Consider the following 15,833-nt stretch of genomic DNA (forward strand, 5'->3'; position numbering starts at 1 on the left):
ACCGCACCGACGCCCAGAACCTCACCACCGCCGCACCCTGGACCTCACCCTGGCTACCCCAGAGTTACGGGAAACAGTTCCTGCCAGGGGCTTAGATGATCATCTCGACGGCCAGCGCGGCGATCACCGCGCTGGAGGTCAGGGCCGTCACGAGCCGGCCACGCGTACCCGTCAGCAATCTCCCGACCAGCGATCCCCCGCCCGCGATCAGCAGTTGCCAGCTCGCCGAGGCCAGGAACGCGCCCACCACGAACCACAGCCCGCCGCCCGCGCCACCGCGCCCCAGCACGAGCGCCGCGAAATAGACCACCGTGGCCGGGTTCAACAAGGTCAAGCCCATGATGCCGAGGTACGCCCGGAGCACGCCGGTCGGCCGATCGCGCTCGGCCGGCCGGGTCCGGCGCCGGCGCAGGGCCCCCACCGCGGTGAAGCCGGCGAACACCAGCAGCGCGATCGCCCCGATCCACCGCAGTGGCGTGGCGACGGGCGCGATGATCCCCGCGATGGCCGCGCCGCCCGCGACCGCGAGCAGCGCGTAGATCCCGTCGGCGGTGGCCGCCCCGAGCCCCGCGGCCGCCCCGACCCGCAACGATTCCCGGGCACTGAGCGTCACGATCAACGCACCGATGGCCCCGACGGGCACAGCGATGCCGTAGCCGGCGATCACGCCGGCCAGGAACGCCCCGCTCATGACCGCTGGAGAAGGACCGCCATCCGGCCGGCCGGCTTCTGCTGTCGCGCGGCGACGAGGCCGGCGCGAACAGAGACCCGGGTCCTGCGGTGAACGATCACGCGCCCATGATGCGCACCACACCGGCGATCACGCGACCGAATTCCGTGACGCGCCCTAGGGTGGAGCGGTGCCAGTCGTCTCGGAACTGATCCTGCTGCGCCACGGGCAGAGCGCCGCCAACGTGGCCTTTCCCGCGGCCGATGCCCAGGGCCTCGTGGACAGCGGCCTGACCGGTCGCGACCGTGATGTCGAGCTCACCGAGCTCGGCGTGACCCAGGCCCGAGCCGTCGGGGCCTGGCTGGCCGGGCTCCCCGCCGACCGCGTTCCCGAGATCCCGATCACGTCGCCCTACCTGCGCGCCCGCGAGACCTGGCGGATCGCGGCCGAGACGTCCGGCCTGGGCTTCCCGCCCGCGACGACCGACGAACGCCTCGTCGACCGCCTGCTCGGCGACCTCGAGATGATGACCCGCGCCGCGGTGGAACGAGACTTCCCCGACGACGCCCGCTTCCACGGCACCAGCGACTACCAGTGGCGGCCCCGGAACGGCGAGTCCTTCGGCGACATCCGCATCCGGCTGAAGTCGTTCCTCGACGACGTCAACGAGCAGCACGCCGGCCGCCGCGTCGTCGTCACCGCCCACGACTCCGTCGTCCTGATGATGCGCGCGATCATCGAAGACCTCGACTGGGACGGCGTCGACCGCGTCGCGGCCGGCAACACCGTTCGCAACGCCTCGATCACGGTCTTCGACGGCCGCGGCGGCACCCTGGTGCTCGACCGCTACAACACGGTCGACCACCTCGACGATGTCCCACCCCTCACCCTGCTGCCGCCGGTTCGGGCCGTCTTCGACGCCACCAACGCCGCCGACTCGGACGCCTTCGTGGCCGCGTTCGCCCCCGACGGCGTGATCGACGACTGGGGCACCACCTACCAGGGCCACGACGGCATCCGCGGCTGGAACAACACCGACAACATCGGCGTCCAGGCCCGGCTCGACCCGTCCGGCGCCGCCTGGGAACACGACGAGTACGTGGTCACCGCCACCGTCTCCGGCAACGGCTTCAACGGCGAGAGCCACTTCCGCTTCCAGGTGGCCGACAACCTGGTCACCCGCATGACGATCCGCGCCTGACGGTCGCCCGGGTCCATCTCCACTTTGGATGGTTATGGTGAACCTGGAAGAAATCGTGGCCGCCGGATCGTCGAGCCGCTCGGCCTGACCGGAACGCACCTGCCGGGAGCACAGACCACGCTGCCCTCGCCTCATGCCCGGCACTACTCCCCGCTCATGGTGCCCGGCGCGGAGCAACAAGACGTGACCGAGCTGAACGCGAGCTACGCCTGGGCGGCCGGCGGCGTGATCTCCACCCTCGACGACCTCACCCGCTTCCTCGCCGCGCTGCTGGCCGGTCACCTCCTGCAGCCCGTCCTGCAGGAGCAGATGTTCACCGGCGCGCCCGGCAGCACCTACGGCCTGGGCATCATCCGCTGGCCGCTGGCCGGCAACCGAACGGTGTGGGGCCACAACGGCATGATCCACGGCTCCTTCACCATCGCCGCCGGAACCCGCGACGGCACCCACGTGGCCGCCGCCAACATCAACAGCGACAACCGCGACTACCCGATCGACGCGTTCAGCGACCTGTTCAACGCCTGACGCGCGGGCACCCGGCTGCCCCTCCCACCGGGCGGAGCCGGTGCGGAACGGGCCAGCCGCGTCCGGTCGGTCATCCTTTCGCCACCACCGACGCGCGGGCACCCCTCGCCACCACCGGCACGCGGGCACCCCTCGCCACCACCGGCGGGCGCATCGTCTCGACCCTGGCACCGACGCAGAGGCGGGGCGCTATCGCCAGCCCGTCTCGATCAGCATGAACGGCCAGCGTTCGCGGGGGTGGGCGAAGACGGCCGGCTTGCCGCGACGGACCAGACGCACCGCCTCGGCCAGGGCCTCGGCCGGCGGGTGACCCTCGGACAGGGACCGATAGAACGCCTCGACCAGTGTGCGCATCGGGCGGTCATGAACCGGCCAGCGGGTCAGCAGCACGGCCCGAGCGCCGGCCGCGAACAGCGCCCGGCTCAGCCCGACAATGCCTTCACCGGAGCGGTCCGCGCCCACGGCCGACGCGCAGGCCGACAACGTGACAACGTCGGCGCAGAGGTCGAGCGAGAACAGCTCGTAGGCGTGCAGCGGCCCCCCGGCCAACGCCAGGGCGGAGTAGAGCGGCTCGTCGTCGCGGGCCAGCGCATGCACCGCGAAGTGGACGTACCGGCTGCCGGCCGCATAGGTGCGGACGGCCTCGGCGGAGGCATCCGGTCCGGAGAGGCACACAGTCTCGCCACTCAGGCACGCCGCCGCCGACTCGATCTCCCGCCGGGATCCGCGGCAGCCCCGGCGCCTCGGCCACCGCAAAGCCCGCGAACTCCCGCGTCACCCGAGCCCGTCGCCGACCCCCGAACCGCACCACCGTCGTAGCAGACGGCGCATAGGAGACAACGCGTTCGGTGAGCGCCTCGAACGGAAGGTAACCCAGCGTCACATCAGCGCAGACAACCAGCCGGCCGTCCGTCGGCATCCCCGCGAGCAACCACTCCCCCAGCCGCCTCCACGCTGCCTCGGGTGGCGCCGCGGCTCCAGGGTCTCGACAGCTGTCGAGCACCTCGCCGACCGCCACGCGCAGCTCAGCCGCGCCGGGCTCCAGCCGCCGGAAGTCGAACGAGTCACAGGTAACCGTCCAGCGAAAGACTTCGTCGTCGGTGACCTCGTAGAGCGCCAGCATGACTCCACCGCCCAGCACCGCCTGAATCTCCGCAACGGTGCACGGCACGGGGTAATCACGCTGCGCCGACACCGGCTCACCGGCCAGCCGCCGCAACCGCTCCCGCTCGGCCCGCGCCTCCAACGCGTCACGCTCAGCTTCCAGCACCCGCCGGACATCGTCAGCGGCGCCACCTTCCGCCCCGGCCGCCCGGTGACCGGCAGCGCCGCCTTCCACCCAGGACGCCCGGTCAACGGCGCCGTCCAAGCCATCAGGTTCCGCCTCAGGCAACGGGCGGACGACGCGGCCAGGTTCCACCTCCGGTGACGGCCGGACAACGCGGGCAGGTTCCACCTCCGGTGACGGCTGGACGGCACGGGCAGGTTCCGCAGGTGGTGACGGGGTGGCGGTGGCGGCCAAGGTGTCGAGTTCCGTGTAGATCCCGGCCAGGCGGCGCTGGATCGGGTCGGCGGCGATCGGCGCGGGTGTGCCGGCCGACAGGAGTTCGGCCAAGGTTCGGGCGCGGAACGCCTCGGCGGCGGCGAAGGCGGCCTCGGCGTCCCCGGGCGCCTGCCGACGGGCCGACACCTCGATGCGCCCGTGGTAGACCTCGCGGGTAGCGCCGAACCAGCGCTCCAGCCCGGGCTCCCTCGCCGAGCCGAGCCGGTAGCGCTCGGCCAGCGCGATCGCCTCGTCGTAGCGGGCCGCGGCGGCGTCCAGGTCGTCACGCCGGCGCGCGAAGTCGCCGAGCATGGCGAGGATGGGTTGCAGCTCGCGCAGGCGGGTGGAGACCTTCGAGCAGATTTCGTACGCCCGGAGCGCCATCGCCTCGCCGGCCCGCGGGTCGCCGAGGAGGTCGTGCGCGCGGGCGGCGACGAGGCAGGCCTGGGCCAGGTTCCGGTTGGCCGCGGGCGCCGCGTCGATCGTCTGCCGGGCCAGGCTCAGCGCACCGGCGTAGTCGCCGGCCTCCAGCAGCTCGCCCGCCCGGTGGGCGCGGGCCACGGCCAGGGCGGGCGACGCCGGCGCCACCCGGCGGCCCAGGCCGACCGCTTCGTCGAGCAGCTCGGCCGGTGGCGGCCGGTCGGGCAGCCCGGCCAGGTTGCCGATCGCGTTCGCCAGCTCGATCGAGCCCGGGGCACACATCCGGCGCACCCGCACCGCCTCTTCGAAATGGCGCCGCGCCTCGGTCCAGTTCCGCAGCTCGGAGTAGCAGGCCCCGATGTTGTTGAGCACCGTGCCGCGCTCCCGCGACGGTCGCGGCAACGTCCCATCCCCCTCGCGGCCGACAATGGTGTCCAGGCTGCGGCGAAGCATGACCAGCGCACCCGCGAAGTCACCACGGTTCATCCGCTGGTAGGCCTGCTCCTGCTCAACCCGCTCACGCCGCTTCGGACCAAGTCCGGGCAACCGCAACGCCTCAGCCAGCGCCGCCTCGGCTCCGTCGGGGTCTCCCGCCGCTTGCAACGCAAGCGACAGATTGGTGAGCGTGGTGTGCTGTGAGGCCGCACTCTCGTGACTGCGCCGCTTCCACTCAACCGCCCGACGCAACAGACCGACCGCGTGTTCAGGGCGACCAAGCAACGTGTACGCCCGACCGAGATTCCCCAGCGCCGCCGAAGCCAGCGCATCGCTGACCCCAAGCGCCGCATAGCCGCCCATCGCCACCTCGAGGCAGACGCGCGCAGCCTCGAGATCTCCACGTTCAAGCGCGGCATACCCCTCGGCCGCCTGCGCGTCGACGTCGCCCCGGCTCCTCCGCTTCACATCAGAACCTGACGGACCGCCCGCAAACACACGTCAATCCGCCCAGCCACCCGACCCAGACCCAGATCAATCCGACGGCCGCCCACGCGAAGCCCGGCAGAGCCCGGCAGAGCCGACGACCGCATCACGCGAGACGCGCGTTCACGGCCTTGCGCACCGGCCCCGGTCGCGGAGTGCCACGACGGGTCGGTGTTGCGGTTGGTGGAGGCCGTTGGGCGTACCTTCGCACGGTTTTGATCGTCAGTCGGTGTTGACCCAGGCGCGGAGGCGGTCGAAGGTCTGGTCGCCGGTGGTGGAGAGGGCGGCCAGCGGGCTGCGGCCGTAGAGGCCGAGGAGCAGGTCGCTGGCGGTGCCGGTGACGGTGGCCGTTGATGACGACGGTGGGGCGGTGAGCAAGGACGCGCCGGACGGGGTGAGGTTGGTGGACCAGGAGCGGCCCTCGGTGGCGGTCAGGGTGAGGACGGCCGGTGGGTGGGGCCAGGCGCCCATCGAGCCCAGGCTGACCTCGACGAACTCGGCGATCGCGTCGGACGCCACCTCGACGGGGAGTGGGCTGGGCTTGCCGATCGCCTCCTCGGCGTCCCAGGCGTGGACCGCCGCCTCCTGCACCTGGTGGCGGGCCACGGCGCCGGCCGTCTGGGGCGCACCGGACGCGCCCCACCAGGTGAAGCAGGGCTGGTCGGGGGACGCCTCGCGTAACGCTGACAGCAGGTCGGCGGTCGAGGCGTCGAACCAGGTCAGCAGCTCGTCGGCCGGGGACGGCTCGTGCCAGGTGGGACGCTCGCCGCGCAGGCGGACCGACTCGGCCCAGAAACGCTGCACGCCGCCGAGGTGGGTGGTGAGGTCGTGCAATGTCCAGCCCGGACAGCCGGGGACGCGGGCCTCGACCGAAGGGGCGGAGGCGACCGCGTCTCGCAGCGTGGCGGAACGGGCGGCGATCTGAGCGAGGTAGTCCATGGCCGATGTTCTATCAGCGGGCTACGACAAAAATCGGCTCAGACGTTGAAGCCCAGGGCGCGCAGCTGGTCGCGGCCCTCGTCGGTGATCTTGTCGGGGCCCCACGGCGGCAGCCAGACCCAGTTGATCCGGAAGTCCTTGACCAGACCGCCGCCGGGGCCGGTGGTCAGGGCGGCCCGGGTCTGGTCCTCGATGACGTCGGTGAGCGGGCACGCCGCCGAGGTCAGCGTCATGTCCAGCGTCGCCACGTTCTCGTCGTCCACGTGCGCGCCGTAGACCAGACCGAGGTCGACGACGTTGATCCCGAGTTCGGGGTCGACGACGTCTTTCATGGCTTCTTCGATGTCCGCGATGGAGGCCTTCGAGACCTCCGACGGAACGGTGGACTCAGTCATACCGTTACCTCCACACCGGCGCGTGCCGCGGCGTCCTTGAACGCCATCCACGGCAGCAGCGCACACTTGACCCGGGCCGGATAACGCGCCACCCCGGCGAACGCGATCCCGTCACCCAGCACCTCTTCGTCCGGCTCGACCTGGCCGCGACCCTGCATCAGCTCGACGAAGGCGTCGTGAATCTTCGCCGCCTCGCCGATCGGCTTCCCCTTGAGCAGCTCGTGCAGCACCGACGCGGACGCCTGGCTGATCGAGCAGCCCATGCCGTCGTACGAGATGTCGGAGAGGTCGTCGGTCACCCGGATGGTGATCTCGTCACCGCACGTCGGGTTCACGTGGTGCGCCTCGCCCGAGTAGGGGTCGCGCAGCCCGCGGCCGTGCGGGTGCTTGTAGTGATCCAGGATGATCTCCTGGTAGAGCGCATCGGTCATGGCCCGAACACCTTCTTCACCTGCTCGACCCCGGCCGCCAGAGCGTCGATCTCGGCGGTCGTGTTGTAGAGGTAGAACGACGCGCGGGTCATCGACGAGACGCCGAACCGCGCACACACCGGACGTGCGCAATGATGCCCCACCCGGACCTCGACGCCCAGGTCGTCCAGGATCTGCCCGACGTCGTGCGGGTGAACCCCGGCGACGTCGAACGACACCGTGCCGCCACGGCCGTCGGGGGTTCCGGGGCCGAAGACCCGGACGCCGTCGATGCCCGCGAGCGTCTTCAGCGCGTACCCGGTGAGCTCCATCTCATGCTCGTGGATCGCGGCCATGCCGATGCCGGAGAGGTAGTCGATCGCGGCACCCAGCCCGACCGCCTCGGCGATCGGCGGGGTGCCGGCCTCGAACCGGGCGGGCGGCGCGGCGAACGTCGTGTGTTCCATCGTGACGGTCTCGATCATCGAGCCGCCCCCGAGGAACGGCGGCATCTCGGCCAGCAGCGTGCCACGCCCCCAGAGCACGCCGATGCCGGTCGGGCCGAGCATCTTGTGGCCGGTGAAGGCGATCAGGTCGGCGCCCAGGTCGACCACCGAAAGAGGCAGATGGGGTACGGACTGAGAACAGTCGAGCAGCACCGTCGCACCGACCTGGTGGGCCCGCTCGACGATCCGGGAGACGTCGTTGATCGTGCCGAGGATGTTCGACATGTGGACGAGCGACACGATCCGGGTCCGCTCGTTGACCAGCGTGTCGAGGGCCGACTCGTCCAGCCGGCCGTCATCGGTCACGCCGAACCAGCGCAGCGTGGCGCCCGTACGCCGGCAGAGGAGCTGCCACGGGACGATGTTCGAGTGGTGCTCCATCTCGGAGACCACGACCTCGTCGCCGGGGCCGAGCTCGAGCAGCTGGCCCAGCGAGTGGGCGGCCAGGTTGATCGCCTCGGTCGAGTTCTTGGTGAACACGACCTCGTCGGCCGACCGGGCGCCGATGAACGTGGCCACCTTGGCCCGGGCGTCCTCGTACGCGGTGGTCGACTCGGTGCCGAGGGTGTGCACCGACCGCGACACGTTGGCGTTGGACCGCTCCCAGTACGAGCGCATGACGTCGAGCACCTGCACCGGCTTGTGCGAGGTGTTGGCGCTGTCCAGGTAGACCAGCGGATGCCCGTTGATCTCCCGGCTCAGGATCGGGAAGTCCTCCCGCACCCGTGCGACGTCGAAGCCACTCATGCTGCGCCTTCCTTTGGCATGCCCTTCTGGCCCTCGCCTGCGACGCCGTCCGCAACCGCCGGGCAGTGCCGCTCGGTGCAGGCGGTCATGCCGGCGAGCCCGCCTTCTCGACGAACTCGGCGTAACCCGAAGCCTCGAGCTCCTCGGCCAGCTCGGAGCCGCCCTCCTTGACGATCTTGCCGGCCACGAACACGTGGACGAAGTCGGGCTTGATGTAGCGCAGGATCCGCGTGTAGTGGGTGATCAGCAGCAGGCCGGACTCGCCGGTCGCGCGGACCCGGTTGACGCCCTCGGACACGACCTTGAGCGCGTCGATGTCGAGGCCGGAGTCGGTCTCGTCGAGGATGGCGATCTTCGGCTTGAGCAGCTCGAGCTGCATGATCTCGTGGCGCTTCTTCTCGCCGCCGGAGAAGCCCTCGTTGACGTTGCGCTGGGCGAACGCCGGGTCCATGTGCAGCTTCTCCATCGCGCCGCGCAGCTCGCCGGCCCAGGTGCGGAGCTTCGGCGCCTCGCCGTCGATGGCGGTCTTGGCGGTACGCAGGAAGTTCGCCACCGACACGCCGGGCACCTCGACCGGGTACTGCATGGCCAGGAAGAGGCCGGCCCGGGCGCGCTCGTCGACGGTCATCGCCAGCACGTCGTCGCCGTCGAGCGTGACCGTGCCGCCGGTGATCTGGTACTTGGGGTGGCCCGCGATGGAGTAGGCCAGCGTGGACTTGCCGGATCCGTTCGGACCCATGATGGCGTGCGTCTCGCCCGACCGCACGGTCAGGTCGACGCCGGCCAGGATCGGCTTGAGCTCGCCCTCGGGCAGCTTCACCGACACCTGCAGGTCGCGGATCTCCAGGGTGCTCACGGCATTACTCCATTGCTCGGTGTCGTCGATACGTAGATGTCGCCGTCGCGGATCTCGACGGGGAAGGTCGCCACCGGCTCGGTGGCGGGCAGGCCGCTGGGCTCGCCGGTCCGCACGTCGAAGCGCGAGCCGTGCAGCCAGCACTCGAGCGTGCAGCCGTCGACCTCGCCCTCGGAGAGCTGGATCGAGGCGTGGCTGCACTCGTCGCGTACGGCGTAGAACTGGTCGTCGTCGGCGTGCACGACCGCGATCTCGACGCCGTCGACCTCGGTGGCCAGGACCGAGCCCTTCGCCACCACGTCGGCCGGCCCCACGAACTGGAAACTCATGCCCCGGCCTTGGCCAATCTCGCCTCGATCGCGTCGCCCAGCCGCTCGCGCAGCTCCTCGGACGGGATCTTGTTGATCAGTTCGGCGAAGAAGCCGCGGACCACCAGCTTGCGGGCCTCACCCTCGGGGATGCCGCGCGCCATCAGGTAGAACAGCTGCTCGTCGTCGAAGCGGCCGGTCGCGCTCGCGTGTCCGGCGCCGGCGACCTCGCCGGTCTCGATCTCGAGGTTGGGTACGGAGTCGGCCCGCGCGCCGTCGGTCAGCACGAGGTTGCGGTTGATCTCGTACGTGTCGGTGCCCGTGGCCGCGGCCCGGATCAGCACGTCGCCGACCCAGACGGTGTGCGCCGACGCACCCTGCAGGGCGCCGCGGTAGCCGACGTAGCTGCGGCAGTCGGGCACGCCGTGGTCGACGAGCTGTCGGTGTTCGATGTGCTGGCCGGCGTCGGCGAAGTAGAGACCCCACAGCTCGGCGTCGCCGCCGCGCCCGGTGTACTCGACGCTGGCGAACTGCCGGAGCAGGTCACCGCCGAGCGAGACCTGCACGTGCTGGACCCGCGCGTCCCGGCCGACCTGGAACTTGATGTGCTGGGCCTGCACCGCGCCGCGGTCCCACTCGGTGAGCGTGACGAACGTCAGCTGGGCGCTGTCGCCGAGCACGACCTCGATGTTGTCGGCCAGCGTCACCGTGCCGGTCTGCTCGAGGATCAGCGTGAGCTTGGCGAAGTTGCCCACCTTGACGAAGGTGCGCGCCCCGGCCGCGTCGCCGCCCCGGCCGACCCGCCGGATCAGCACCGGCTCGTCGGCCTCGGTCTCGGCGGCGACGTCGATCAGCGTCACGCCGGCCGCGGAGCCGTAGGCGAGGGCGCTGATCCGGTCGAACGGCGTGAGGATGTCGTCGACCGACTCCACGTCCTTGATCGACACGCCGGGCGGCAGCTGGTCGTGCTGCCACTCCGGCGCGGTGCCGGTCAGGGCGGACGCGGTGATCAGCTCACCGAGCCGCTTGATCGGGGTGAAACGCCACTCCTCCTCGAGCCCGCCGACCTTGGGGAAGTCGGTGACGTCAAAGGAGCGCAGCACCTGGGACTTGGTGCTGGGCGGCGGAGCTGCCAATGCGTCGGTACTCATCTCATCCTTCGGCTTAAAGCTGGACCACAGGTGCGGGGCATCTGGGCGGCTAGCCCACTGCCCCTTCCATCTGGAGTTCGATCAGGCGGTTCAGCTCGAGCGCGTACTCCATCGGGAGTTCCTTGGCGATCGGCTCGATGAAGCCACGGACGATCATCGCCATCGCCTCGTCCTCGGTCAGGCCCCGGCTCATCAGGTAGAAGAGCTGGTCGTCGCTGATCTTGGAGACGGTCGCCTCGTGGCCCATGTTGACGTCGTCCTCGCGGATGTCCACGTACGGGTACGTGTCCGACCGGGAGATCGTGTCGACCAGCAGCGCGTCGCACTTGACCGTGCTCTTGCTGTGGTGCGACCCGTCCAGCACCTGCACCAGACCGCGGTACGACGTGCGGCCACCGCCGCGGGCGATCGACTTGGAGATGATCGTCGAGGAGGTGTGGGGCGCGGCGTGCACCATCTTGGCCCCGGCGTCCTGGTGCTGGCCCTCGCCGGCCATCGCGACCGAGAGCACCTCGCCCTTGGCGTGCGCCCCGGTCATGTAGACGGCGGGGTACTTCATCGTCACCTTGGAGCCGATGTTGCCGTCGACCCACTCCATGGTCGCGCCCTCTTCGCAGGTGGCGCGCTTGGTGACCAGGTTGTAGACGTTGTTCGACCAGTTCTGGATGGTCGTGTAGCGGCAGCGGGCGTTCTTCTTGACGATGATCTCGACGACCGCGGAGTGCAGCGAGTCGGACGAGTAGATCGGCGCCGTGCAGCCCTCGACGTAGTGCACGTAGGCGCCCTCGTCGACGATGATCAGCGTCCGCTCGAACTGGCCCATGTTCTCGGTGTTGATCCGGAAGTAGGCCTGCAGCGGAATGTCGACGTGCACGCCCTTCGGCACGTAGATGAACGAGCCACCCGACCACACCGACGTGTTCAGCGCGGCGAACTTGTTGTCGCCGACCGGGATCACGGTGCCGAAGTACTCCTTGAAGACGTCCTCGTGCTCACGCAGGGCCGTGTCGGTGTCGAGGAAGAGGACGCCCTGCTCCTCGAGGTCTTCACGGATCTTGTGGTAGACGACCTCGGACTCGTACTGCGCCGCGACGCCGGACACCAGGCGCTGCTTCTCGGCCTCGGGGATGCCCAGCTTGTCGTACGTGTTCTTGATGTCGGCCGGCAGGTCGTCCCAGGTGGCGGCCTGCTTCTCGGTGGAGCGCACGAAGTACTTGATGTTCTGGAAGTCGATGCCGGTGAGGTCGGCGCCCCAGTTCGGCATCGGCTTGCGGTCGAACAGGCGCAGGCCCTTGAGCCGCAGGTCGAGCATCCACTGCGGTTCGTTCTTGAGCGCGGAGATGTTGCGCACCACGGCCTCGGACAGGCCCCGCTGGGCGGTCGCCCCGGCGGTGTCGGCGTCGGCCCAGCCATATTCGTACTTGCCCAGGGCGGCGAGGTGCTCTTCCTGAGTGACGATCTGGTCGGTCATATCTGTGTCCTAACCGTGGTTGCGTTCTCACGCGCCGGACCCGGGATGTGCGTGGTGCACACCCCGTCGCCGTGCGCGATGGTGGCGAGACGCTGCACGTGGGTGCCGACGAGCCGCTGGATGACCGCGGTCTCGGCGTCGCACAGCTGGGGAAACTCGGCGGCCACGTGCGCCACCGGGCAGTGGTGCTGGCAAAGCTGGCCGCCGGTCGCGATCGTCGTCGCGCTGGCAGCGTATCCCTCGGCGGTGAGCGCCTCGGCAAGCGCCTCCGCCCTGGCGATCGGGTCGTCCCCGGCCTCCAGCAGAGCGGTGCGGCAGCGCTCCTCGAGCGACGCGACCTGGGTGGCGGCGAAGGCGGTGACCGCTTCGGGACCGCACTGGTCGGCGATCCACCGCAACGCGGCGGTGGCCAGGCCGTCGTAGAAGTGTGGGAAGCTCTCGCGCGCGGCCGCGGTGAGCACGAACGCCTTGGCCGGACGGCCCCGGCCGCGGGGCGCCGAGTTGCGCGACTCACGAACCTCGACCAGCTGGTCGGCGAGCATCGCGTCGAGGTGCTTGCGGATCGCCGCCGGGCTCAGCCCGAGATCGGCGCCGAGCTCGGCCGCGGTGGCCGCGCCCCGCTCGAACAGGAGCTGGGCGACCCGGTCACGGGTGCGGACGTCCGGCGCGGCGGCCGTGGCCCCCGCGTTGCTCCGGATCTGCACCTCGTATTTCACTACGACAACGTTACGTATTTCGGCGGGCCGCCGCAAACCAGCCCGCCGGTGATCCGGAACACCCGCGTACGATCCGCCTGGTGAGCGTTCGCCTCCCCCTGCGCCCCCTGGCCCTCGCGTCCCTCGTGCTGAACGCGCTGCTGGTGGTGACCGGCGGCGCCGTCCGCCTGACCGGCTCCGGTCTCGGCTGCCCCACCTGGCCCAGATGCACCGACGCGTCGTACACGACGACCGCCGCGATGGGCGTGCACGGGGCGATCGAGTTCGGCAACCGGCTGCTCGGCGTCGTGATCGGGCTGGTCGCGCTGGCCACGTTCATCGCCGCGCTGTTGGAGAAGCCGCGGCGCCGCGGGCAGGCCCGGCTGAGCTTCGCGCTCGGGCTGGGCGTGGTGGCGCAGGGCGTGGTCGGCGGCATCACCGTGCTGACCGGCCTCAACCCGTGGATCGTCGGCGCGCACTTCGTGATCTCGATGGTGATGACCGCCGGGGCGTACGTGCTGTGGAAGCGCACCGCCGAGCCGGACGCCCCCCGCCTCCCGCTCGTGCCGGGGCCGCTGCGCACCCTGGCCCGCGTCACGGCCGTGGTGAGCGCGGCGGTGATCCTGGTCGGCGTGGTCGTCACCGGCAGCGGCCCGCACGCCGGCGACGCCGAGACCCCGCGCAACGGCTTCGACCCGACCACCATCTCCCAGGTCCACGCCGACCTGGTGTTCCTGCTGATCGGCCTGTCGGTGGCGCTGTGGTTCGCGCTGCGGGCGGCGGACGCGCCGCCGGCCACGGTCCGGGCGGCCGGCGTGCTCGTCCTGGTCGAGCTGGGTCAGGGGCTGATCGGCTTCGTGCAGTACTTCACGCACCTGCCGGTCCTGCTGGTCGGGGCGCACATGCTCGGCGCCGTGTTCGTCTGGCTCGCCACCCTGGCCGCGGTACGCGCCCTCAGCGCGAGCCCCGCGCCCGCCCCGGCCACGCCGGCCGCCGAGCCGGTCCCGGCCACCAGCGCCGCCTAGGGGTCGTTGGGGGCGATCCGGCCGAAGCCGGCCAGTCCGCCGTGCTGCCGCAGGTGCTCGACGTCCTGGTAGTCCACCGGCCGCCCGGGCAACGGCGACGCGCGCTCCGGACGGAACGCGTCCATCATCAGGGCGAAGAGCCGGTGGAAGGCCATCTCGCCGAGGTCGTCGTCGGCCGCCGGCACCAGCCGTGACACCGCCGCCAGCATCAGCAACAGGTCGCCGCCGTCGATGTCCGGGCGGATCGAGCCCTGCTCCTGACAGCGGCGCAGGAGCCGGCTGACCACGCCGAGGAGTTCGTCCCGCTGCTCCTGGATCACCGGGTTGTCCTTGATCGCCTGGACCGCGACCGCCGAGACGGACGTCATGACGATGCCCAGGTAGAGGTCGCGAATGGCGTGCAGGAGGGCGTCGAGGGCCACGGCCGGATCCGGCTCGTCCCGCTCCAGCCGACCGGCCAGCTCCGCCATCCGCCGCAGGTTGTCCTGGCTGACCGCCTTGATCAGCTCGGAGCGGTCCGGGAACCGCCGGTAGAGGGTGCCGACGCCCACCCCGGCCGCCCGCGCGATCTCGTCCATCGGCACGTCCGGACCCTTGCGCAGGAACATCGTCCGGGCCGCCTCGATGATCTGTTCCCGGTTGCGCCGGGCGTCGGCACGGAGCGTGGCCGACGTCTGCTGATCCACCGCATCTCCCTCCGACCCGCTGACCTGGCCGTGGCCCGGAGTATGGCATGCATCGCGCGGAACTCTTCCGTCCGCTGTGGACGAACGGTGCGCTGCTGAGTACGCTGCGTTAAGCGGAAGAAAATCCTCCGGATAACCCATTGAGGTGATCATCGTGACGGAACCAGAGCCCTTCCCGGTCGCGCGCCGCTGCCCGTTCGCCGAACCCGCCGAGTACGCGCAGACCCGCGACGAGGCGCCGATCAGCAAGGTCCGGCTCCAGGGCGGCGCCGAGACCTGGTGGGTCGCCCGGCACACCGAGGGCCGGGCCATCCTCGCCGACCGCCGGTTCTCCTCGGACCGCCGGCGGCCCAACTTCCCGGTCCCCGGCGCCGCCAAGGGCCTCCGCGAACGCCTCCGGGCCCAGCCACCGTCCATGATCGGCATGGACGGCGAGGAGCACGCCGCCGAGCGCCGCGCCCTGATCGGCGAGTTCACCGTCAAGCGGCTGGCCGCCCTCCAGCCGCGCATCCAGCAGATCGTCGACGGCTTCGTCGACACCATGCTGGCCGCACCCGAGCACCCGATCGACCTGGTCCGGGCGCTGTCGCTGCCGGTGCCGTCGCTGGTGATCTGCGAGCTGCTCGGCGTGCCGTACGACCAGCACGAGTTCTTCCAGAGCCGCACCACGGCGCTGATCCGCCGCGGCACCCCCGAGGACGAACGCACGCGGGCCCTGGCCGAGCTCCGCGGCTACCTCGGCGACCTGATCGTGCGCAAGGAGTCCGAGCCGGGTGACGACCTGTTCAGCCGCCAGATCGCCCTGCGCCGCGAGGCCGGCCCGCTCGACCACCCGGGCCTGGTCAGCATGGCCTTCCTGCTGCTCGCGGCCGGCCACGAGACCACCGCCAACATGATCTCGCTCGGCGTCGTCGGCCTCCTGAACCACCCCGCCCAGCTCGCCCGGATCAAGGCCGACCCGGGCCTGACGCCGATGGCCGTCGAGGAGCTGCTGCGCTACTTCACCATCGTCGAGACGGCCACCTCACGCGTCGCGACCGAGGACGTGGAGATCGGCGGGGTGCGGATCAACGCGCACGACGGGGTGATCGTCTCCGGCCTGTCCGCCAACTGGGACCCCCGGGTCTTCCCCCGCCCGGCCGACCTGGACATCGATCGTCGCGCCCGCAACCACATCGCCTTCGGGTACGGACCGCACCAGTGCCTCGGCCAGAACCTGGCCCGCCTCGAGCTCCAGATCGTGTTCGACACCCTGTTCCGGCGGATCCCCGGCCTCCGGCTCGCCGAACCGGTGGACGAGGTCCCGTTCAAGAACGATTCGGTCATCTACGGCGCGTACGAGCTGCCGGTCACGTGGTGAGGAG

General features: G+C 70.8%; 16 protein-coding genes and 1 pseudogene. 4 read left to right on the top strand and 13 right to left on the bottom strand.

Annotated features, from left to right (window positions below; all coding sequences use genetic code 11):
- Nucleotides 1-91: 91 nt before the first annotated feature.
- Nucleotides 92-691 carry a LysE family transporter gene (locus AB0M54_RS07145; RefSeq protein WP_364469693.1) on the bottom strand — a complete coding sequence of 200 codons (600 nt, stop codon included), beginning with the start codon at nt 689-691 and terminating at the stop codon, nt 92-94.
- A 169-nt stretch (nt 692-860) separates the two neighbouring features.
- Between AB0M54_RS07145 and AB0M54_RS07150 the strand changes: the two genes are divergently transcribed.
- The gene (locus AB0M54_RS07150; protein ID WP_364469695.1) at nt 861-1,871 is read left to right on the top strand and encodes a histidine phosphatase family protein; all 1,011 of its coding nucleotides are present in this window, start codon (nt 861-863) and stop codon (nt 1,869-1,871) included.
- Nucleotides 1,872-1,895: 24 nt separating this feature from the next.
- Nucleotides 1,896-2,396 carry a serine hydrolase gene (locus AB0M54_RS07155; RefSeq protein ID WP_364469697.1) on the top strand — a complete coding sequence of 167 codons (501 nt, stop codon included), beginning with the start codon at nt 1,896-1,898 and terminating at the stop codon, nt 2,394-2,396.
- Nucleotides 2,397-2,585: 189 nt separating this feature from the next.
- Here the strand turns inward: AB0M54_RS07155 and AB0M54_RS07160 are convergent, their stop codons facing one another.
- The 11 genes and pseudogenes from AB0M54_RS07160 to AB0M54_RS07210 all read right to left on the bottom strand — a co-directional run bounded on the left by AB0M54_RS07160 (nt 2,586) and on the right by AB0M54_RS07210 (nt 12,779).
- Nucleotides 2,586-3,071, bottom strand: coding sequence for a CHAT domain-containing protein (locus AB0M54_RS07160; RefSeq protein ID WP_364469699.1), 486 nt, complete (start codon nt 3,069-3,071; stop codon nt 2,586-2,588).
- A gap of 1,582 nt (nt 3,072-4,653) precedes the next feature.
- A pseudogene (locus AB0M54_RS07165) lies at nt 4,654-5,157 on the bottom strand (tetratricopeptide repeat protein); the annotation flags it as partial.
- Between the two features lie 345 nt (nt 5,158-5,502).
- Complete coding sequence (locus AB0M54_RS07170; RefSeq protein ID WP_364469701.1) at nt 5,503-6,219, bottom strand: maleylpyruvate isomerase family mycothiol-dependent enzyme; 717 nt, start codon at nt 6,217-6,219, stop codon at nt 5,503-5,505.
- Nucleotides 6,220-6,257: 38 nt separating this feature from the next.
- On the bottom strand, nt 6,258-6,614 hold the full coding sequence (locus AB0M54_RS07175; RefSeq protein WP_364325109.1) for a metal-sulfur cluster assembly factor: 357 nt from the start codon (nt 6,612-6,614) through the stop codon (nt 6,258-6,260).
- A complete protein-coding gene (sufU, locus tag AB0M54_RS07180; protein WP_364325112.1) occupies nt 6,611-7,045 on the bottom strand; it encodes a Fe-S cluster assembly sulfur transfer protein SufU in 435 nt (144 codons plus the stop codon). Before sufU ends, AB0M54_RS07175 begins: the two co-directional genes overlap by 4 nt.
- The gene (locus AB0M54_RS07185) at nt 7,042-8,277 is read right to left on the bottom strand and encodes a cysteine desulfurase (RefSeq protein WP_364325115.1); all 1,236 of its coding nucleotides are present in this window, start codon (nt 8,275-8,277) and stop codon (nt 7,042-7,044) included. Before AB0M54_RS07185 ends, sufU begins: the two co-directional genes overlap by 4 nt.
- Before the next feature lie 85 nt (nt 8,278-8,362).
- Nucleotides 8,363-9,133: a Fe-S cluster assembly ATPase SufC gene (sufC, locus tag AB0M54_RS07190; protein ID WP_364325118.1), complete on the bottom strand. Its 771-nt coding sequence runs from the start codon at nt 9,131-9,133 to the stop codon at nt 8,363-8,365.
- On the bottom strand, nt 9,130-9,462 hold the full coding sequence (locus AB0M54_RS07195) for a non-heme iron oxygenase ferredoxin subunit (protein ID WP_364325121.1): 333 nt from the start codon (nt 9,460-9,462) through the stop codon (nt 9,130-9,132). Before AB0M54_RS07195 ends, sufC begins: the two co-directional genes overlap by 4 nt.
- On the bottom strand, nt 9,459-10,592 hold the full coding sequence (sufD, locus tag AB0M54_RS07200; RefSeq protein ID WP_364469703.1) for a Fe-S cluster assembly protein SufD: 1,134 nt from the start codon (nt 10,590-10,592) through the stop codon (nt 9,459-9,461). Before sufD ends, AB0M54_RS07195 begins: the two co-directional genes overlap by 4 nt.
- Before the next feature lie 49 nt (nt 10,593-10,641).
- Nucleotides 10,642-12,063 carry a Fe-S cluster assembly protein SufB gene (gene sufB, locus AB0M54_RS07205; protein ID WP_364325127.1) on the bottom strand — a complete coding sequence of 474 codons (1,422 nt, stop codon included), beginning with the start codon at nt 12,061-12,063 and terminating at the stop codon, nt 10,642-10,644.
- Nucleotides 12,060-12,779 carry a transcriptional regulator gene (locus tag AB0M54_RS07210; protein WP_364325129.1) on the bottom strand — a complete coding sequence of 240 codons (720 nt, stop codon included), beginning with the start codon at nt 12,777-12,779 and terminating at the stop codon, nt 12,060-12,062. The genes sufB and AB0M54_RS07210 overlap by 4 nt, the downstream gene beginning before the upstream one ends.
- Nucleotides 12,780-12,850: 71 nt before the next feature.
- Here AB0M54_RS07210 and AB0M54_RS07215 point away from each other — a divergent pair, with 71 nt between their 5' ends.
- On the top strand, nt 12,851-13,783 hold the full coding sequence (locus AB0M54_RS07215) for a COX15/CtaA family protein (RefSeq protein WP_364470033.1): 933 nt from the start codon (nt 12,851-12,853) through the stop codon (nt 13,781-13,783).
- Here the strand turns inward: AB0M54_RS07215 and AB0M54_RS07220 are convergent.
- Nucleotides 13,780-14,469, bottom strand: coding sequence for a TetR/AcrR family transcriptional regulator (locus AB0M54_RS07220; RefSeq protein ID WP_364325132.1), 690 nt, complete (start codon nt 14,467-14,469; stop codon nt 13,780-13,782). The two genes, AB0M54_RS07215 and AB0M54_RS07220, sit on opposite strands and share 4 nt — an antisense overlap.
- Nucleotides 14,470-14,614: 145 nt before the next feature.
- Between AB0M54_RS07220 and AB0M54_RS07225 the strand changes: the two genes are divergently transcribed.
- Entirely contained in the window at nt 14,615-15,829 is a 1,215-nt protein-coding gene (locus AB0M54_RS07225) for a cytochrome P450 (protein ID WP_364325135.1), read from the top strand.
- Nucleotides 15,830-15,833 lie beyond the last annotated feature (4 nt).

It is taken from the genome of Actinoplanes sp. NPDC051470, assembly GCF_040682035.1.
Lineage (GTDB): Bacteria > Actinomycetota > Actinomycetes > Mycobacteriales > Micromonosporaceae > Actinoplanes.